Annotated in this window: 18 protein-coding genes; 16 read left to right on the top strand and 2 right to left on the bottom strand. The window is 70.2% G+C overall.

Translation table 11 applies throughout. The features are described from left to right. The first annotated feature begins 10 nt into the window (after positions 1-10). The 11 genes from DEI98_RS11110 (at position 11) to dapF (ending at position 12,326) form a co-directional block, all read left to right on the top strand. Positions 11-1,687: a ribonuclease J gene (locus DEI98_RS11110; protein WP_027464761.1), complete on the top strand. Its 1,677-nt coding sequence runs from the start codon at positions 11-13 to the stop codon at positions 1,685-1,687. A 130-nt stretch (positions 1,688-1,817) separates the two neighbouring features. Continuing rightward, positions 1,818-4,754: a DNA translocase FtsK gene (locus DEI98_RS11105; RefSeq protein WP_111100770.1), complete on the top strand. Its 2,937-nt coding sequence runs from the start codon at positions 1,818-1,820 to the stop codon at positions 4,752-4,754. A 5-nt stretch (positions 4,755-4,759) separates the two neighbouring features. After that, a complete protein-coding gene (pgsA, locus tag DEI98_RS11100) occupies positions 4,760-5,404 on the top strand; it encodes a CDP-diacylglycerol--glycerol-3-phosphate 3-phosphatidyltransferase (protein ID WP_071405653.1) in 645 nt (214 codons plus the stop codon). After that, complete coding sequence (locus tag DEI98_RS11095; RefSeq protein ID WP_111100769.1) at positions 5,401-5,928, top strand: CinA family protein; 528 nt, start codon at positions 5,401-5,403, stop codon at positions 5,926-5,928. The genes pgsA and DEI98_RS11095 overlap by 4 nt, the downstream gene beginning before the upstream one ends. Positions 5,929-6,082: 154 nt before the next feature. Continuing rightward, on the top strand, positions 6,083-6,391 hold the full coding sequence (locus DEI98_RS11090) for a helix-turn-helix domain-containing protein (RefSeq protein ID WP_027464765.1): 309 nt from the start codon (positions 6,083-6,085) through the stop codon (positions 6,389-6,391). A gap of 85 nt (positions 6,392-6,476) precedes the next feature. Continuing rightward, a complete protein-coding gene (locus DEI98_RS11085; protein ID WP_017885915.1) occupies positions 6,477-6,701 on the top strand; it encodes a DUF3046 domain-containing protein in 225 nt (74 codons plus the stop codon). A 272-nt stretch (positions 6,702-6,973) separates the two neighbouring features. Continuing rightward, complete coding sequence (gene recA, locus DEI98_RS11080) at positions 6,974-8,035, top strand: recombinase RecA (RefSeq protein ID WP_027464767.1); 1,062 nt, start codon at positions 6,974-6,976, stop codon at positions 8,033-8,035. Beyond that, on the top strand, positions 8,032-8,946 hold the full coding sequence (locus tag DEI98_RS11075; protein WP_111100768.1) for a regulatory protein RecX: 915 nt from the start codon (positions 8,032-8,034) through the stop codon (positions 8,944-8,946). Before recA ends, DEI98_RS11075 begins: the two co-directional genes overlap by 4 nt. A gap of 26 nt (positions 8,947-8,972) precedes the next feature. Further along, positions 8,973-10,469 (top strand): tRNA (N6-isopentenyl adenosine(37)-C2)-methylthiotransferase MiaB, encoded by a 1,497-nt coding sequence (gene miaB, locus DEI98_RS11070; protein WP_111100767.1) that lies wholly within the window; start codon positions 8,973-8,975, stop codon positions 10,467-10,469. After that, positions 10,456-11,439, top strand: a complete 984-nt coding sequence (gene miaA / locus DEI98_RS11065; RefSeq protein ID WP_375334816.1) for a tRNA (adenosine(37)-N6)-dimethylallyltransferase MiaA — start codon at positions 10,456-10,458, stop codon at positions 11,437-11,439. The genes miaB and miaA overlap by 14 nt, the downstream gene beginning before the upstream one ends. Continuing rightward, a complete protein-coding gene (gene dapF / locus DEI98_RS11060; protein WP_111100766.1) occupies positions 11,436-12,326 on the top strand; it encodes a diaminopimelate epimerase in 891 nt (296 codons plus the stop codon). Before miaA ends, dapF begins: the two co-directional genes overlap by 4 nt. Before the next feature lie 105 nt (positions 12,327-12,431). Here the strand turns inward: dapF and DEI98_RS11055 are convergent, their stop codons facing one another. After that, the gene (locus DEI98_RS11055) at positions 12,432-13,043 is read right to left on the bottom strand and encodes a class I SAM-dependent methyltransferase (protein WP_111030469.1); all 612 of its coding nucleotides are present in this window, start codon (positions 13,041-13,043) and stop codon (positions 12,432-12,434) included. Between the two features lie 61 nt (positions 13,044-13,104). Between DEI98_RS11055 and hflX the strand changes: the two genes are divergently transcribed. Further along, complete coding sequence (gene hflX / locus DEI98_RS11050; RefSeq protein WP_111100765.1) at positions 13,105-14,646, top strand: GTPase HflX; 1,542 nt, start codon at positions 13,105-13,107, stop codon at positions 14,644-14,646. Between the two features lie 198 nt (positions 14,647-14,844). On the opposite strand, the gene lexA is transcribed toward hflX, so the two are convergent. After that, positions 14,845-15,489: a transcriptional repressor LexA gene (gene lexA / locus DEI98_RS11045; protein ID WP_027464773.1), complete on the bottom strand. Its 645-nt coding sequence runs from the start codon at positions 15,487-15,489 to the stop codon at positions 14,845-14,847. A 236-nt stretch (positions 15,490-15,725) separates the two neighbouring features. Between lexA and DEI98_RS11040 the strand changes: the two genes are divergently transcribed. The 4 genes from DEI98_RS11040 to hisH all read left to right on the top strand — a co-directional run bounded on the left by DEI98_RS11040 (position 15,726) and on the right by hisH (position 18,508). Beyond that, entirely contained in the window at positions 15,726-16,103 is a 378-nt protein-coding gene (locus DEI98_RS11040; RefSeq protein WP_111094677.1) for a LysM peptidoglycan-binding domain-containing protein, read from the top strand. 64 nt (positions 16,104-16,167) lie between these two features. Next, a complete protein-coding gene (locus DEI98_RS11035) occupies positions 16,168-17,274 on the top strand; it encodes a histidinol-phosphate transaminase (protein WP_111100764.1) in 1,107 nt (368 codons plus the stop codon). Further along, positions 17,271-17,873, top strand: a complete 603-nt coding sequence (gene hisB, locus DEI98_RS11030) for an imidazoleglycerol-phosphate dehydratase HisB (RefSeq protein WP_027464776.1) — start codon at positions 17,271-17,273, stop codon at positions 17,871-17,873. Before DEI98_RS11035 ends, hisB begins: the two co-directional genes overlap by 4 nt. Continuing rightward, the gene (gene hisH / locus DEI98_RS11025; protein ID WP_111100763.1) at positions 17,870-18,508 is read left to right on the top strand and encodes an imidazole glycerol phosphate synthase subunit HisH; all 639 of its coding nucleotides are present in this window, start codon (positions 17,870-17,872) and stop codon (positions 18,506-18,508) included. The genes hisB and hisH overlap by 4 nt, the downstream gene beginning before the upstream one ends. Positions 18,509-18,512: the final 4 nt, after the last annotated feature.

Below are 18,512 nucleotides of genomic sequence, written 5' to 3'. Positions count from 1 at the left end.
GTAGGACCGAATGCCCACACAGATCTCCGAACCGCAGCCGCTCGAAGCCGGCACCCTCCGCGTCGTCCCCATCGGGGGCCTCGGCGAGATCGGTCGCAACATGACCGTCTACGAGTACGAGGGCAAGCTGCTCATCGTCGACGCCGGCGTGCTGTTCCCCGAGGAGCACCAGCCCGGTGTCGACCTGATCCTGCCGGACTTCTCGCCGATCCGTGACCGCCTCGACGACGTCCTCGGTGTCGTGCTCACGCACGGCCACGAAGACCACATCGGTGCCGTCCCGTACCTGCTCAAGCTCCGCGACGACATCCCGCTGATCGGCTCCACGCTGACCCTCGCGCTCGTCGAGGCGAAGCTCAAGGAACACCGGATCAAGCCGTACACGCTCGTCGTGGCCGAGGACCAGACCGAGCAGATCGGCCCGTTCCACCTCGAGTTCGTCGCCGTGAACCACTCCATCCCGGACGCCCTCGCCGTCGCGATCACGACCCCCGCCGGTCGTGTGCTGCACACGGGTGACTTCAAGATGGACCAGCTCCCGCTGGACGACCGCATCACCGACCTCCGTGCGTTCGCCCGTCTGGGCGAGGCCGGCGTGGACCTGTTCCTGCCGGACTCCACGAACGCCGACGTGCCGGGCTTCACCGCTCCGGAGCGCGACATCGGCCCGGTGCTCGAGAACATCATCATGCGCGCCCGCAAGAAGGTCGTCGTGGCGAGCTTCTCGTCGCACGTGCACCGCGTGCAGCAGGTCCTCGACGCCGCCGCGGCCGCGAACCGCAAGGTCGCGTTCATGGGGCGCTCGATGATCCGCAACATGACGATCGCCGCCGACCTCGGGTACCTGCGGGTGCCGGAGAACGTGCTCATCGACACGAAGAAGGCGAAGAACGTCCCCGACGACCAGATCGTCTACATGTCGACGGGGTCGCAGGGTGAGCCGATGGCCGTCCTGGCCCGCATGGCGAACCTCGAGCACCAGATCGAGATCGGCGAGGGCGACACCGTCATCCTCGCGTCGTCGCTCATCCCGGGCAACGAGAACGCCGTGTACCGCGTCATCGACGGGCTGACCAAGCTCGGTGCGAAGGTCGTGCACAAGGGCAACGCGAAGGTGCACGTCTCCGGACACGCCTCCGCCGGCGAGCTGCTCTACTGCTACAACATCCTGCGGCCGCGCAACGTGCTCCCCGTCCACGGCGAGCACCGCCACCTGTACGCGAACGCCGACCTGGCGATCCAGACGGGTGTCCCGCCGCGCAACGTGATCCTCGGGCAGGACGGCATCGTCGTCGACCTGAAGGACGGCGTCGCGACGGTCGCCGGCCAGCTCGACATCGGCTACGTCTACGTCGACGGCTCCACCGTCGGCGAGATCACCGACGCCGACCTGAAGGACCGCCGCGTCCTGGCGGAAGAGGGCTTCATCTCGATCTTCTGCGCGGTGGACTTCACCACCGGACAGTGCGTGATCGGCCCGGAGATCCAGTCGCGTGGCTTCGCCGAGGACGACTCCGTGTTCGACGACGTCCGCCCGCAGATCGCCAAGGCGATCTCCGAGGCCGCCGCCAACGGCACGCGCGACTCGCACGCCTTCGCGCAGGTCGTCCGTCGCACGGTCGGTCGCTGGGTGAACACCAAGCACCGCCGTCGTCCGATGATCGTCCCGGTGGTCATCGAGGCGTAGGGCCCGTTCGCGGGGTGGGCGCGCGTCCGCGTTCGCGTCCGTCCGGCCCGGGAGGCCCGTCCAGCGTCCGTCACGGACGCTGCGGCGGGCCTTCCTGCGTTTGTCCTGAGCGGGCGTTAGGGTTCTGCCCATGGCCGGAGGCACCAAGTCGACCACGCGCTCGCGCGCGTCCACGTCGTCCCGTGGCAACGGGACGCGCGGTTCGTCGCGCACCCAGGCCACGACGAAGAAGCTGCCGCAGGCCGCACCCACGCCGGTGTTCCGCGAGCAGAACCCGCTCGTGACCTTCTGGCTCGCGATGGCGCACGGCGTCGGCGCGATGTTCCGGCTGCTCGGCAAGGAGACCCTCGAGAAGGACCAGCGGCGCGACGGGTTCCCGTTCCTGCTGTTCCTGCTGGCCATCGCCGGCGGCGTCGTCGAGTGGCTCAACCCGACCAACAGCGTCTCCGTCGCACTCGACGCGTACACGTTCGGCGGGCTGTTCGGCCGCCTGGCGTTCGCGCTGCCCGTCATCATGATCGTGTTCGCCGGGTGGCTGTTCCGGCACCCGGCCTCCGTGCACGACAACACCCGGATCGGCATCGGCCTGGGCATCCTGATCGTGTCGATCGCCTCGCTCTGCCACGTCTTCGGTGGCCGACCGAGCGCGGCCGACGGCATGCCCGCGCTGGCCGCCGCCGGTGGGGTGCTGGGCTGGGTGGTCATCGGCTGGCTCGTGACGATCGCGACCGCCTGGGTGGCCGTCCCCGTGGCGATCGTGCTGCTCGTGCTCTCGCTCTTCATCATCACCAAGACGCCGCCGAACAAGCTCGGGCGACGCCTGCACGAGCTCTACGCCTACCTGTTCGGCGCCCCGGCCCCCGCAGCAGAACCCGAGGCCGACGCCGCCGCTGCTGCGGCGGAGCCCGCCGCCCGCGCCCGCACGTCGAAGCGCGGCAAGAAGGGCGACACCGACTTCCAGCTGTTCGACGACCTCGGGTTCGGTGACGAGCAGGCCGCTGCCGAGGCCGAAGCCGGTGGCGACAACGTGCCGTGGTGGCGCCGGAACAGGTCCGGGCGCGAAGAGGACCCGGCGTACGACAGCCCGGTGCTGCCGCCGGCCGCGGGGGCCGCCCCGGCTGCTGCTGCTGTCGCACCAGCTGCGCCCGTCGTGCCCGCTGCGCCCGTCGTGAGCCCGAACGCCGGTGCCGCCGCCGGGCTCGTCGACCTCACGCCGGCCGAGCCCGCGTCGGTCAACCTCAACGACTCCGTCGAGCAGGACCTGCAGGACGCCGAGCAGGCCCTCCGCGCGTTCGGCACCGACGTCCCCGCGCGGCCGGAGCCGACGGCCGACATCCGTCCCGCGGTGCCCGAGGTGCTGTCCGAGCCCGAGATCGTCGACGAGCCCGAGGACATCGACGCCGCCGCCGAGCTCAGCGCGGCCGCCGCCGGTTCCGACGACGATCCGTCGAAGCCCTACCGACTGCCCGCCGCCACGACGCTGAGCTCCGGAACGCCCTCGGTCGCGCGGAGCCAGGCGAACGACGACATCGTCGCCGCCATCACCGGGGTGCTCACCGAGTTCAAGGTCGACGCGAAGGTCACCGGGTTCTCCCGCGGGCCGACGGTGACCCGGTACGAGATCGAGCTCGGCCCCGGCGTCAAGGTCGAGCGCGTCACGGCCCTGTCGAAGAACCTGTCGTACGCGGTCGCCTCGAACGAGGTCCGCATCCTGTCGCCGATCCCGGGCAAGAGCGCCATCGGCGTCGAGATCCCGAACACCGACCGCGAGATCGTCTCGCTCGGTGACGTGCTGCGCTCGAACGCCGCCCGCAAGTCGAAGCACCCGATGACGATCGGTGTCGGCAAGGACGTCGAGGGCGGCTTCGTCGTCGCGAACCTGGCGAAGATGCCGCACCTGCTGGTCGCCGGCTCCACCGGTTCCGGCAAGTCCGTGTTCATCAACTCGATGATCACGTCGCTGCTGATGCGCGCGAAGCCGTCCGAGGTCCGCATGGTCCTGGTCGACCCGAAGCGCGTCGAACTGTCGATCTACGCCGGTGTCCCGCACCTCATCACGCCCATCATCACGAACCCGAAGAAGGCGGCCGAAGCGCTGCAGTGGGTCGTGAAGGAGATGGACATGCGGTACGACGACCTGGCGTCGTTCGGGTTCCGCCACGTCGACGACTTCAACAAGGCGATCGAGAACAACGAGATCGTCCTGCCGGCGGGCAGCGAGCGGAAGCTCAAGCCGTACCCGTACCTGCTCGTCGTCGTCGACGAGCTCGCCGACCTCATGCTCGTGGCACCGCGTGACGTCGAGGAGTCGATCGTCCGCATCACCCAGCTCGCCCGTGCCGCCGGCATCCACCTGGTGCTCGCGACGCAGCGCCCCTCGGTCGACGTCATCACCGGCCTGATCAAGGCGAACGTTCCGTCGCGCATCGCCTTCGCGGTGACGAGCGTCACGGACTCCCGCGTCATCCTCGACCAGCCCGGCGCCGACAAGCTCATCGGTCAGGGCGACGCGCTCTTCCTGCCGATGGGTTCGTCCAAGTCGCTCCGCGTGCAGGGTGCCTGGGTGCAGGAGGGCGAGGTCGCCGAGGTCGTCCAGCACGTCACGCGGCAGGCGCAGCCCGAGTACCGCCAGGACGTCCAGGCCGTGGTGGAGCGCAAGGAGATCGACGCCGACATCGGTGACGACCTCGAACTCCTGCTCGCGGCCGTCGAGCAGGTCGTGTCCACCCAGTTCGGCTCGACGTCGATGCTGCAGCGCAAGCTCCGCGTCGGCTTCGCCAAGGCCGGTCGCCTGATGGACCTGATGGAGTCGCGCGACATCGTCGGGCCGTCCGAGGGCTCGAAGGCCCGCGACGTCCTGGTGACCGCCGACCAGCTGCCCGCGGTGCTCGCGAAGCTCCGTGGCGAGGAGCCGCCCGCCGCGGCCGCTCCGGCAGCGCCGGCCCCGACGCCGTCCGGCGACGGTGACCGCTACGGAGCAGACCCCGTCGGGGACATGACCCGCGGGTACGATGAAGTCCACGACGAGCCCGATGAGGACGCGTGGGGACTGACGGGCAGGGAGTGACGGCGATGACCGCCTCGGACAGCACGAACACCACGCACGGCGCACGGTTCCCGTGGCGCGGGCGGCTGCTGCGCAAGGGCCCCGGCCCGGCGTCCACCGCGAACGTCGCGAACATCATCACGGTGGTGCGCATCCTCATGGCGCCGCTGTTCTTCGTCCTGCTGCTCACCGACGCCGGCAACGACGGGCCGCTGCGCATCTGGGCCGCGGTCGTCTTCGTCGTGGCCATCGTCACGGACAGCGCCGACGGCATCATCGCCCGTCGGCAGAACCTGGTCACGGACTTCGGCAAGCTCGTCGACCCGATCGCCGACAAGGTGCTCATCGGTGGTGCGCTCGTCGCGCTGTCGATCCTGCAGGAGCTGCCCTGGTACGTGACCGTGCTGATCATGGTGCGCGAGATCGGCATCACGGTCTTCCGGTTCGCGGTGCTCTCCGACCGGGTGATCCCGGCCAGCCGCGGCGGCAAGATCAAGACCGTGCTGCAGGCCGTGGCCCTGACGGCAGCGCTGTTCCCGTGGTGGAACCTGGTCGGCGACTGGGCGCACTGGGTCAACGGCATCCTGATGACGGCCGCGTTCCTGGCAACGATCCTGAGCGGGATCGACTACCTCTGGCAGGCATGGAAGCACAACCGCACCACCGCATGACCGGACCCGAGCGCTCGACGCAGGCCGCGCCTCCCGTCCCGGTCGCACCGGGACTCATCGCCGAACTGACGGCGCGGGGCGAGACCCTCGCCGTGGCGGAGTCGCTGACCGGCGGCCTCGTCGTCGCGACGCTCGTCGACGTGCCGGGCGCGAGCGCCGTCGTCCGCGGTGGCGTCGTGGCCTACGCGACGCCCGTGAAGCACTCCGTCCTCGGGGTCTCGGCGGAGCTGCTCGAGACCGAGGGGGCCGTGCACCCCGAGGTCGCCCGGCAGATGGCCGCCGGTGTCCGGATCGCGCTGTCCGTCGACGGGGAACCCGCGACGTGGGGGATCAGCACGACCGGCGTCGCCGGCCCGGATCCGCAGGACGGCAAGCCCGTCGGCACCGTGTACGTGGGGATCGCCTCCGCCGCGGGGGCAGAGGCCTTCGAGCTGCACCTCGACGGTGACCGGGGAGCAATCCGGCACGCCACCGTCTCCGAACTCCTTGCACGGATGTCATCCGAGGTCCGGGGCCGGGAATAGGTCCCGTTTCCACTGGGTTACATCTCACGAAATCTCCAGCAGTACGGCAGCCAGCCTGGCTAACATGCTGCAACCGGCAACGCTATTGTTGCTGAACCCGAACTCGATCCACCGGACCGAGCGGGCGCGGAGACGACAGAGAGGAGGAGTTCTCATGGTTCTCGTTCGTCAGGAAATCGGCGATGTGCTCCGGGACTTCCGCTTGCAGAAGGGCCGGACCCTCCGTCAGGTCGCGTCCAAGGCCAGTGTCGCGCTCGGGTACCTCAGTGAGGTCGAGCGCGGGCAGAAGGAAGCCAGCTCGGAGATCCTCGCGTCCGTCGCGGATGCTCTGGACACGCCCATCTCGACCATCATGCGCGAAGTGGGCGACCGCCTCGCAATCGTCGAGGGGCTGACCCCCGTCCCCGACACGCTCCCGGACGACCTCGTCGCCGAGTTCGACAACGACCTCGCGGTTCGCTGAGCGCACCGCACCGAACGCCCTCGCCGGTCCTTCCCGGCGGGGGTGTTCTGCGTTCCGCCCACGACCACGCGCCTAGGCTGGTCGGATGCGCGTGAGTGAGTTCTGGCGAGCTGTCGACCAGGTGTTCGGTGAGGCCTACGGTTCCGTGGTCACCCGTGACGTCGTGCTCGAAGGGCTCGGCGGTCGCTCCGCCGTGGACGCCCTCGCTGCCGGCATCGACGCCCGCCGGGTGTGGGACGCACTGTGCGACTCGCAGGACGTCCCGATGGACCGTCGGCACGGCAAGGGCCTCGCCGAACCCCAGGACTGAGCGGGTTCCGCGGGGCGGCGCACCCGAAACTGTGTTCGGCGTGTTGCTCGAACGCGTGTTCGATCGGTGGTAGCTTCCTCCACAGCGGCGTCGCCCGGATGTTCCATCCACAGATCGCGTGACCGTCGGCAGTGATGTCGGTGGCTCGCCATAAGTTGATGGACATCGGGAACAGCCCGAAGCCTTGTCGCAGAACCATCGGCCTTGCACCATCGGCCGGCGTGGACGCGACAGCCTACAGGCGGCCGAACACGAGCACGAAGGAGCACCCCATGCCATCACCGGCAGACCGCGAGAAGGCCCTCGAGACCGCACTCGCACAGATCGACAGGCAGTTCGGCAAGGGTGCGATCATGCGCCTCGGTTCGGACGAACGCGCCCCCGTCAACGTCATCCAGACCGGGTCGGTGGCGCTGGACGTCGCGCTCGGCATCGGTGGCCTGCCCCGTGGCCGCATCGTCGAGATCTACGGCCCGGAGTCGTCGGGTAAGACGACCCTCACCATCCACGCCATCGCCAACGCCCAGCGCGCCGGTGGCATCGCGGCCTTCATCGACGCCGAGCACGCGCTCGACCCCGAGTACGCCAAGAAGCTCGGTGTCGACATCGACGCCCTGCTCGTGTCGCAGCCCGATACCGCCGAGCAGGCGCTCGAGATCGCGGACATGCTGGTCCGCTCCGGCTCCATCGACCTCATCGTCATCGACTCCGTCGCGGCCCTCGTGCCCCGTGCCGAGATCGAGGGCGAGATGGGTGACTCGCACGTCGGTCTGCAGGCCCGCCTCATGTCCCAGGCCCTGCGAAAGCTCGCCGGTGGCCTGAACCAGACGCAGACCACGATGATCTTCATCAACCAGCTGCGCGAGAAGATCGGCGTGTTCTTCGGTTCGCCCGAGACCACCTCGGGCGGTAAGGCGCTGAAGTTCTACGCGTCCGTCCGCCTCGACATCCGCCGCATCGAGACGCTCAAGAGCGGCACCGACGCGGTGGGCAACCGCACGCGTGTCAAGGTCGTCAAGAACAAGATGGCGCCGCCCTTCAAGCAGGCCGAGTTCGACATCCTGTACGGCGTCGGCATCTCGCGTGAAGGCTCGCTGCTCGACTTCGGTGTCGACCACGGCATCGTCAAGAAGTCGGGCGCCTGGTACACCTACGACGGCGACCAGCTCGGGCAGGGCAAGGAGAACTCGCGTTCCTTCCTGATCCAGAACCCCGAGATCGCTGCCGACATCGAAGGCAAGATCCTCGCCAAGCTCGGCGTCGGCGGCGCCAAGGCCGAGGACGCCCCGGTCGAGTCGATCGCGCCGAAGCTCGCGGAGCGCAAGGGCGCGTGAGCACCGACCACGACGACGACGGCCTCGCACCGGTCACCGACCTGTTCGGTGCGAGGTCGCGTCGCCGTGCCCCCGTCACCCCCGTGGCGCCGGCGATCCCCGATCCTCCGGTGTCACCGGATGAACCGCGCGACACCGACGGCTGGGCGCTGCCCGAGTCGGACGAAGGTCGTGCGGACGAGTTCCCCGCGTCGTTCGACGCCGATTCGCCGGTGCCCCTGCACGGTGCCCGCGGGCCGGCAGCATGGGTGTCGCCCGTGATCGGTGACGGCAGCGGGCGCTCGAGCCGTGCGGAGCAGGACGGCTACGACTCCGAGACGGCTGACGCCACCACGGCGTCGGTGTTCTCCATCGCCGGCGGCGAGGAGATCGACCCGGCCGACGCCCCCCGTCCGCTCGACGAACAGCGGGCGGACGCCGAACGGCTCAGCCTGCGTGCCCTCGGGCGCAAGGGCGTGAGCGAGTCCGAGATGCGGACCCTGCTGCTGCAGCAGGACCTCGACCCGGACGTGGTCGAGCACGAGATCGAGCGGTTGACCCGTGTCGGGCTCCTCGACGACGTCGCCCTCGCCACCGACCTGGTGGATCGACTGCACGCCCGCAAGGGCCTCGGTCGACAGGGTGTCGTGACCGAGCTCCGTCGCCGGGGGATCGACCAGGTGGCGATCGACACCGCACTCGACGAGGCTGCCGACGACGAGGACGACGAGTTCCTCCGCGCGCAGGAACTCGCCGACAAGCGGGCCCCGCAGATGCGCGGGCTCGACCGGGCGACCGCTGAACGCCGGCTGTCCGGCTTCCTGATGCGCAAGGGCTACAGCTCCGGTGTCGTCCGGATCGCCGTCGCGCGGGCACTCGACGGCGGCGGGAAACGGCCGCCTTCCGGCCGCGGGACCGTCCGTTTCGAGTAGCCGCTCCGACCTACACTGGGACGACCATGGCCACCGTCGAAGCGCGCCCCCGCACCTACGAAGTCCGCACCTACGGGTGCCAGATGAACGTCCACGACTCCGAGCGGTTGAGCGGGTCACTGCAGGCCGCGGGCTACACCGCGGCGGACGGTGCGCAGGCCGACGTCGTCGTCATCAACACCTGCGCGGTGCGCGAGAACGCGGACAACCGCCTGTACGGCAACCTCGGGCAGCTCGCGGGGATCAAGCGCGAGCACCCGGGGATGCAGATCGCCGTCGGCGGGTGCCTGGCGCAGAAGGACAAGAACGTCATCCTCGAGAAGGCGCCGTGGGTCGACGTCGTCTTCGGCACGCACAACATGGGGTCGCTGCCGACCCTGCTCGAGCGGGCGCGGCACAACGACGAGGCGCAGATCGAGATCCTCGAGGCGCTCGACGTCTTCCCGTCGACGCTGCCCACCAAGCGCGACTCGACGCACAGCGGGTGGGTCTCCATCTCCGTCGGCTGCAACAACACCTGCACGTTCTGCATCGTCCCCTCGCTCCGTGGCAAGGAGAAGGACCGCCGTCCCGGTGACGTCCTGGCCGAGATCCAGGCGCTCGTCGACGACGGCGCGATCGAGGTCACGCTGCTCGGGCAGAACGTGAACTCCTACGGGGTCGAGTTCGGCGACCGTCAGGCGTTCGGCAAGCTGCTGCGGGCCACCGGGGCCATCGAGGGCCTCGAGCGCGTCCGCTTCACGAGCCCGCACCCGGCGGCGTTCACCGACGACGTCATCGACGCGATGGCCGAGACCCCGAACGTGATGCCCCAGCTGCACATGCCGCTGCAGTCGGGTTCCGACCGGGTGCTCAAGGCCATGCGCCGGAGCTACCGCAGCGAGCGGTTCCTCGGCATCCTCGACCGCGTCCGCGCGAAGATCCCGCACGCGGCGATCTCCACCGACATCATCGTCGGGTTCCCCGGCGAGACCGACGCCGACTTCGAGGACACCCTGCGCGTCGTCGAGCAGGCACGGTTCGCCTCGGCGTTCACGTTCCAGTACTCGATCCGCCCGGGCACCCCGGCCGCGACGATGGACGACCAGCTGCCGAAGCACATCGTGCAGGAGCGCTACGAGCGACTGGTCGCCCTGCAGGAACACATCACCGCGGAAGAGAACGCACTGCAGGTCGGCCGGAGCGTCGAAGTGCTCGTCGCCTCGGGCGAAGGGCGTAAGGACGACGCCACCCGCCGGCTCTCCGGTCGCGCGGAGGACTCCCGGCTCGTGCACTTCACCGTGCCCGCCGGGTCCGAGGTCCCGCGCCCGGGCGACGTGGTCACCGTCGACATCACCCGTGCCGCACCGCACTTCCTGCTCGCCGACGACGACGCTCCGCTGCGCATCCGACCCACCCGGGCCGGCGACGCCTGGGACCGCGCGCAGGCCGAGAGCTGCGGCGTGCCCACGCCCGCTGCCGCCACGGGCGACGGGCCCCGTCCGGTCTCGCTCGGGCTGCCGACGCTCCGTGTCGGGCGCTGAGCTCCCCGGGGCTGTGCCGACGAGCGCCGCGTCGCCCGCACCCGGTGACGCCGCGGACCTGATCGCAGTCGTCGGGGCGACGGGCACCGGGAAGTCCGACCTCGGCATCGCGATCGCGGAACGGCTGCGTGCTGCCGGCCGGAATGCCGAGATCATCAACGCGGACGCCATGCAGCTGTACCGGGGCATGGACATCGGCACTGCGAAGCTCCCGCCGGCCGAACGGCACGGCATCCCGCACCACCAGCTCGACGTGCTCGACGTCACCGACGAGGCGAGCGTCGCCGCGTACCAGGTCGCCGCCCGAGCCGACGTCGACCGGATCCAGGCCGACGGTGGCGTGGCCGTCCTCGTCGGCGGCAGCGGCCTGTACGTCTCCGCGGTGCTGTTCGACCTGGCGTTCCCGGGCACCGATCCCGCGCTCCGCGCGCAGCTCGAGCGCGAGCACGAGGAGCTCGGCCCGGGCATCCTGCTCGAGCGACTCCGCGCCCTCGACCCGGCGGCCGCCGCGACGATCGACGCGCGCAATCCACGGCGGTTGATCCGTGCACTCGAGATCGCGAGCCGATCCGAGGTCGTGACCCCGAGCCTCCCGGCCGCGCCCCGCGCCTGGCGGCCGTCCCGGATCCTGCACCTGCGGCGTGACCGCGAGCAGCTCGTGTCGGCGCTGCACGAGCGGGCCGCGCGGATGTTCGACGCCGGACTCGTCGACGAGGTCGCGGCGCTCCGTGAGCAGGGACTCGAGCAGGGCAAGACCGCGCGGGGCGCGATCGGGTACTCGCAGGCGCTCGAGGTGCTCGCCGGCACGGCGACCCGCGAGCAGGCGGTCGAGGCGACCGGCATCGCGACCCGGAAGTACGCCCGGCGGCAGGTGTCGTGGTTCCGCCGGTACGCCGAGGCCGAGACGCTCGACGTCACGGGGGCGGACCGCGGCGACCTGTCGGAACTGGCCCGTAGGATCGTGCCGTGACCGAGCTGCACTTCACCAAGGGCCAGGGGACCGGCAACGACTTCGTCCTGTTCGCCGACCCCGACGCCACCGTCGACCTGACCCCCGAGCGGATCCGCGCCATCGCGGACCGGCGCTTCGGCGTGGGCGGCGACGGCGTGATCCGCGCCGTGCGGTCCGAGGCGATCCCCGAGGGGCGGGCGCTCGTGGCCGTCGAGCCCGAGGCGACCTGGTTCATGGACTACCACAACGCTGACGGCACGGTCGCGGAGATGTGCGGCAACGGCATCCGCGTGTTCGCCCGGTACCTGACCGAGTCCGGCCTGGTCGAGCTCGCTCCCGGCGAGACGCTCACCGTCGGCAGCCGCAAGGGGCTGGTCGACATCCGGCGCACCACGAACGGTTTCGCCGCCGACCTCGGCCGCTGGGGCCTGGGCATCGAGGGCGGTGGTTCCGACGACGTGCTCGTCCGGGCGAAGAACCTCGACGGGGCGCGGCCCGGCATCGGCATCGACGTGGGCAACCCGCACGTGGTCGTCGCCGTCGAGACCGAGGACGAACTGGCCGACCTCGACCTGACCTTCCTGCCGGTGCTCGACCCGGCACCGGAGCACGGGGCGAACGTCGAGTTCGTGCTGCCCGGCGACCCCCTCATCAAGGACGGCGTCGGCGAGATCACGATGCGGGTGCACGAGCGGGGGAGCGGTGAGACGCTCTCGTGCGGCACCGGGGCGGTCGCCGCTGCCCTCGCCACGCGCTACTGGGTCGGTGCGGGGGCGCCGGACACCTGGCGCGTGCGGGTGCCGGGCGGCCTGCTGACGGTGCGGATGACGGCGACCGAGGACGGCGAGCACGTCTCGCTGTCCGGTCCCGCCGAGCTCGTGTTCTCCGGCGACCTGACGGTCTGACGGTCTGACGCGGCGCCTCGTTGCCGCTTCGTGAGCAGAAATGGTCGGGTGCCCAGCGGCGACCCGACCATTTCTGCTCACGATGTGAGCGCTCGCGCTCGCGCCCTACGCGCTGCGCTGCACCCGGATCACGCGGAACCCCTTCGCCGTCGACTCCCGCGTGACCGCGAACCCCGAGCCGAGCGCCCCGACGAGCCACTTCTGCAACGAGTCACCCCCGAGGTCCTTCGACACGACGAGCCAGGCGTCGCCCCCGACCTCGAGCCGGGGCAGCCACGTCAGCAGGATCTGGTGCAGCTCGTCCTTGCCGACACGGATCGGCGGGTTCGACCAGATCGTGCGGAAGCGCAGGTCGGCCGGCACGTCGTCGGGCAGCGCGATCGTGACGTTCGACGCCCCCGCAGCAGCAGCGTTGGCGCGCGCGAGCCCGAGCACCCGCTCGTTGACGTCGACACCCCACACCTGGGCGTCGGGGGACTGCAGGGCCATCGTGATCGCGATCGGGCCCCAGCCGCAGCCGATGTCGAGCAGCGCTCCGTCGGCAGCGGGTGCGGGCACCGAACCGAGCAGGACCTTCGTGCCGCGGTCGACGCCGTCGGGGCTGAAGACCCCCGCCGCGGTCGACAGGGTGAGGGGCTGACCGGCGAGCGTGACGTGCACCTGGCGCGGCCGGAGTTCGCTCTCGGGGCTGGCCGAGAAGTAGTGGTCGTTCGCCATGGATGAACCGTACCGGCAACCGAGTGTGTCGGAGGGCCTCCAGAGGTAGCCTGTGCACAGGATGACGGATACCCATCAGCAGAACCACCAGACCAACGACGACAGCGCAGACGGTGTCGTCGAGAGGGTGTTGCGCAACGCAGACCACCGCGCAGCATCGTCCATCTTCGCACCCGCCCAGGCCATCCAGACGCAGTCGGTCGACGACCGCAGTTGGACCGGCGACGGCGACCAGTACGACCGTGAGGACCGTGCGGCGTTGCGCCGTGTCGCCGGCCTCTCCACCGAACTCGAGGACGTCACCGAGGTCGAGTACCGCCAGCTGCGGCTCGAGCAGGTCGTCCTCATCGGCGTCTACCCCCAGGGCGATGCCTCGGAAGCCGAGAACTCCCTCCGCGAGCTCGCGGCACTCGCCGAGACCGCGGGCGCCGTGGTGCTCGACGGGCTCCTCCAGCGTCGGCCGAACCCGGACCCGGCCACCTACCTGGGCAAGGGCAAAGCCCAGGAGCTCGCGATGGTCGTCAAGGCCACCGGCGCCGACACGGTCATCGCCGACACCGAACTGGCACCCTCGCAGCGTCGTGCGCTCGAGGACGTCGTGAAGGTGAAGGTCATCGACCGCACGGCCGTGATCCTCGACATCTTCAGCCAGCACGCGAAGACCCGCGAGGGGAAGGCGCAGGTCGAACTCGCCCAGCTGCAGTACCTGCTGCCTCGACTGCGCGGTTGGGGTGACTCGATGTCCCGGCAGGCCGGTGGCCAGGTCTCCGGAGGCGCTGGCATGGGCTCTCGTGGCCCCGGTGAGACGAAGATGGAGCTCGACCGCCGCAAGATCCACACGCGGATGGCGAAGCTCCGCCGGCAGATCGCCGGGTTCACCCCGGCCCGTGAGGCCAAGCGTGCCGAGCGCAACCGCAACGAGGTGCCGAGCGTCGCGATCGCGGGCTACACCAACGCCGGCAAGTCGTCGCTCCTCAACCGGCTGACGAGCGCGGGCGTGCTGGTGCAGAACCAGCTGTTCGCGACGCTGGACGCCACCGTCCGTCGGACCGAGAGCGCCAAGGGCCGGGAGTTCACGTTCGTCGACACGGTCGGCTTCGTGCGCAACCTGCCGCACCAGCTCGTCGAGGCCTTCCGCTCCACCCTCGAAGAGGTCGGCGACGCCGACGTCATCGTGCACGTGGTCGACGGCTCGCACCCCGACCCCGGTGCGCAGCTGTCCACCGTGCGCGAGGTCATCGGCGACGTCGGTGCGGGTGACATCCCGGAGATCGTCGTCTTCAACAAGGCCGACCTGATCGACGACGCGCAGCGCCTCGTGCTCATCGGACTCGTGCCGGACGCGGTGTTCGTGTCGGCGCGCACCGGCGAGGGCATCCCGGAGCTCCTCAGCGTCATCGAGGACCGCCTGCCGGAGCCCGACGTCGACCTGACGATCGTGGTGCCGTACGACCGCGGCGACCTGGTGTCGTCGCTGCACGACACCGGCTCGGTCGAGTCCGTCGACTACGTCGAGGACGGCACGCGCCTGCGAGTGCGCGTCTTCCAGCGGCAGGTCTCCGAGCTCGAGCCCTACGTGGTCACGCCGGTTCCCACCGTCTGACGGTCACCTCCGGCGGGCGCTGGCGCTGGGAAGCGCTGCCGCGCGGCCTGGAGGCCCGTCACGGGTCCGCCGGACGCCGTCACGTCGCCGAGACGCCCCGGAACACACGAAACGCCGCCGGATCCGGCGGCGTTTCGTCGTGCATGGGGCGTCGTACGGTGACGACGGCGTCTCGCGCTGGTGCAGCGCGAGCCGCGGTCAGAGGGAGCGGAGGACCGCGACGACCTTGCCGAGCACGGAGGCGGCGTCGCCGAGGATCGGCTCGAAGGCGGAGTTGCGCGGCAGCAGCCACGTGTGACCGTCGCGCTGGCGGAAGACCTTGACCGTCGCCTCTTCGTCGAGCATGGCCGCGACGATGTCACCGTTCTCGGCGGTCTGCTGCGACCGGACGACGACCCAGTCACCGTCGCAGATCGCGGCGTCGATCATCGACTCACCGACGACCTTGAGCATGAACAGCTCGCCGGTGCCGACGAGCTGTCGGGGGAGCGGGATGATCTCGTCGACGTGCTGCTCGGCGGTGATCGGGACACCGGCGGCGATCCGGCCGACGAGCGGCACGAGCGTTGTGGCGTCGATGTCCGGGCCGCCGACGTCGGACGACGGTTCGTCGACCAGGACCTCGAGCGCGCGCGGGCGGTTCGGGTCGCGGCGGATCCAGCCACCGAGCTCGAGCTGGCCGAGCTGGTGGGAGACGCTGGAGAGCGAGGAGAGCCCGGCGGCGTCGCCGATCTCGCGCATGCTCGGCGGGTAGCCCCGTGAAGCGATCGACGCACGGATCGCGTCGAAGATCGCCTGCTGCTTCGGCGTCAGCGGCTTCTGGCCCCGCAGTTCGTCCACCACGTCGTCTCGCTTTCGTCGGTGCCGGTCCGGCCGCGGCGGGAATGTCGGTGGTCCCCGTCAGGCTTGTCCCAGTCGATCGAAACAGTATCCGACCAGCCAGGGCCGGACAAACACCTGTTCGAGCGTGTCGCAAGAAAACCCCGCAGAAATCCACTCCCAGGACTTGTGCGTCGTCTGATTCGAAACTATGTTCGGTACACGACTTCGGTTCCACCGAACGGGAAGGCAAGAACGACATGAGCACCATCGCCATCGCTGACATCCAGCGCACCGCGGCGCCCGCCGTGCGTACCCGCCTGCGTCTGACGCGTCGCGGCCGCATCGTCTTCACGACGCTCGCCGCGCTCCCGCTCCTCATCGTCGTCGCCCTCGGCGTGCTGAACGGCGGGCAGGCCTCCGCCGGAGACGCCACCGCCGGCGGCGCACGCACCCAGTTCGAGACCGTGACGATCCAGCCGGGCGAGACGCTCTGGCAGCTCGCCGAGCAGACCGCGCCGAACTCGGACCCGCGTGACTTCGTGCAGGACGTCGTGAGCCTCAACGCGCTCGACGGCTCCGCGCTGCAGGCCGGCGAAGAGCTCGCCATCCCCACCAAGTACACCGACGGCGAGTAGCCACTCGGGCAGCGCCGTCCAGACGGCTGGTCGTCGCACGGTGACAGCGGCCTACGATGGATCGGTGGCATTCACGCTCCAAGACCTCCCGATCCGAGACGACCTGCGCGGGCAGAGCCCCTACGGCGCCCCGCAGAAGCACGTCCGCGTGCAGCTCAACGTCAACGAGAACACGCATCCCGTTCCGGACGACGTCGCTGCTGACATCGTCGAGTCGATCCGGCAGGCCCTGCTGACGGTCAACCGCTACCCGGACCGCGAGTTCACCGAGCTCCGGCAGTCGCTCGCCGACTACCTCGGGCACGACCTGACCGCCGAGCAACTCTGGGCGGCGAACGGGTCGAACGAGGTGTTGCAGCAGCTCCTCCAGGCGTTCGGCGGACCAGGTCGCTCGGTGCTCGGGTTCCCGCCCACCTACTCGATGCACTCGATCCTCGCGTCGGGCACCGGCACCAGGTGGATCCCTGCCCAGCGCGACGACGAGTTCCGCATCTCGCCCGAGACCGTCGTGGCGGCGATCCGAGAGCACCAGCCGGACATCGTGTTCCTGTGCGGGCCGAACAACCCGACCGGCACCCCGCTCGACATCGAGACGATCGCGGCCGCCTACGACGCGACCGACGGCATCGTGATGGTGGACGAGGCGTACGCCGAGTTCATGCCGTCCGACGCCCCGAGTGCCCTCACGCTGCTGCCCGGTCGTGAGCGCCTGGTGGTCTCCCGCACGATGAGCAAGGCGTTCGCGTTCGCCGGTGCCCGGGTCGGGTACATGGCCGCGCACCCCGCCGTCGTCGACGCCGTCCGGCTGGTCCGGCTGCCGTACCACCTGTCCGCGCTGACCCAGGCGGCGGCGATCGCGGCACTCCGGCACGCCCCCGAGATGCTGGCGATGGTCGACGACATCAAGGCGCAGCGCGACCGCATGGTCACCGAGCTGCGGGACATGGGGTACCGCACCTACGAGACCTGGTCGAACTTCGTCCTGTTCGGTGGTGTCGCCGACCCGAACGCCGCGTTCGAAGCGCTGCTCGAGCGCGACGTCATCGTGCGCGACCTCGGGATCCCGAACCACCTGCGGGTGAGTGCGGGGACCGAAGCCGAGACGACCGCGTTCCTCGACGCCATGCGGCAGGTCGCCGCCGAGCAGCCGCCGGTTAGGGTTGAGGCATGACCGCCCGCACCGCCTCGATCAGCCGTTCGACGAGCGAATCGAGTGTCGAACTCGAGCTCGACCTGGACGGCACCGGAACCTCGTCGATCTCGACCTCCGTCCCGTTCTTCGACCACATGCTGACCGCGTTCAGCAAGCACTCCCTGATCGACCTGCGGGTGCGCTCGACGGGTGACACCGACATCGACGTGCACCACACGGTCGAGGACACCGGCATCGTGCTCGGTCAGGCGATCAAGCAGGCCCTCGGCGACCGCTCCGGCATCGGCCGGTACGGCGATGCCCTGGTCCCGCTGGACGAAGCGCTGGCCCAGGCCGTCGTCGACGTCTCCGGGCGTCCGTTCCTGGTGCACTCCGGCGAGCCCGCGGGCTTCGAGTTCCACCGCATCGGCGGCCACTTCACCGGCTCGATGGTCCGCCACGTGTTCGAGGCGATCACGTTCAACGCCGGCATCACCGTCCACGTCCGCGTGCTCGAGGGCCGCGACCCCCACCACATCGCCGAAGCCGAGTTCAAGGCGTTCGCCCGAGCCATGCGCAAGGCGGTCGAGCTGGACCCGCGCGTCGACGGCATCCCCTCCACGAAGGGCGCCCTGTGACAACCGCCAAGCCGAACGTCGTCGTCCTCGACTACGGGTCGGGGAACGTCCACTCCGCCGCCAAAGCACTCGAGCGCGCCGGCGCCGAGGTCACCCTGACCTCGGACAAGCAGGCGGCACTCAAGGCCGACGGCCTGCTCGTCCCCGGCGTCGGGGCGTTCGCCGCCGTGATCGACCAGCTCGAGGGCGTGCAGGGCGGCGAGATCGTCGACCACCGTCTGGCCGGCGGGCGACCCGTGCTCGGCATCTGCGTCGGCATGCAGGTCCTGTTCTCGCGGGGCATCGAGCGTGGTGCCGACGTCGAAGGGCTCGGCCAGTGGCCCGGCACCGTGCAGGAGATCCAGGCCGAGGTGCTGCCGCACATGGGCTGGAACACCGTGCGGGCGCCCGAGGACTCCGTGCTGTTCGACGGGCTGCACGACGAGCGCTTCTACTTCGTGCACTCCTACGGGGTGACCGACTTCCCGCTCGAGGCGTACGGGCCGTTCCGTGCGCCCCGTCTGACCTGGGCCGAGCACGGGCAGCCGTTCATCGCCGCGGTCGAGAACGGGCCGCTCACCGCCACGCAGTTCCACCCCGAGAAGTCCGGCGAGCCGGGCATCCGCCTGCTCTCCAACTGGGTCCGCTCGCTCTGAACCC

The organism is Curtobacterium sp. MCLR17_034 (assembly GCF_003234485.1).
Lineage (GTDB): Bacteria > Actinomycetota > Actinomycetes > Actinomycetales > Microbacteriaceae > Curtobacterium > Curtobacterium flaccumfaciens.
This window is presented reverse-complemented; position numbering and strand designations above follow the sequence as displayed.

Coding starts and splice junctions, on each gene's coding strand:
- DEI98_RS11110 (WP_027464761.1), top strand. CDS start 11: ATGCCCACACAGATCTCCGAACCGCAGCCGCTCGAAGCCGGCACCCTC.
- DEI98_RS11105 (WP_111100770.1), top strand. CDS start 1,818: ATGGCCGGAGGCACCAAGTCGACCACGCGCTCGCGCGCGTCCACGTCG.
- pgsA (WP_071405653.1), top strand. CDS start 4,760: ATGACCGCCTCGGACAGCACGAACACCACGCACGGCGCACGGTTCCCG.
- DEI98_RS11095 (WP_111100769.1), top strand. CDS start 5,401: ATGACCGGACCCGAGCGCTCGACGCAGGCCGCGCCTCCCGTCCCGGTC.
- DEI98_RS11090 (WP_027464765.1), top strand. CDS start 6,083: ATGGTTCTCGTTCGTCAGGAAATCGGCGATGTGCTCCGGGACTTCCGC.
- DEI98_RS11085 (WP_017885915.1), top strand. CDS start 6,477: ATGCGCGTGAGTGAGTTCTGGCGAGCTGTCGACCAGGTGTTCGGTGAG.
- recA (WP_027464767.1), top strand. CDS start 6,974: ATGCCATCACCGGCAGACCGCGAGAAGGCCCTCGAGACCGCACTCGCA.
- miaB (WP_111100767.1), top strand. CDS start 8,973: ATGGCCACCGTCGAAGCGCGCCCCCGCACCTACGAAGTCCGCACCTAC.
- DEI98_RS11055 (WP_111030469.1), bottom strand. CDS start 13,043: ATGGCGAACGACCACTACTTCTCGGCCAGCCCCGAGAGCGAACTCCGG.
- hflX (WP_111100765.1), top strand. CDS start 13,105: ATGACGGATACCCATCAGCAGAACCACCAGACCAACGACGACAGCGCA.
- DEI98_RS11040 (WP_111094677.1), top strand. CDS start 15,726: ATGAGCACCATCGCCATCGCTGACATCCAGCGCACCGCGGCGCCCGCC.
- hisB (WP_027464776.1), top strand. CDS start 17,271: ATGACCGCCCGCACCGCCTCGATCAGCCGTTCGACGAGCGAATCGAGT.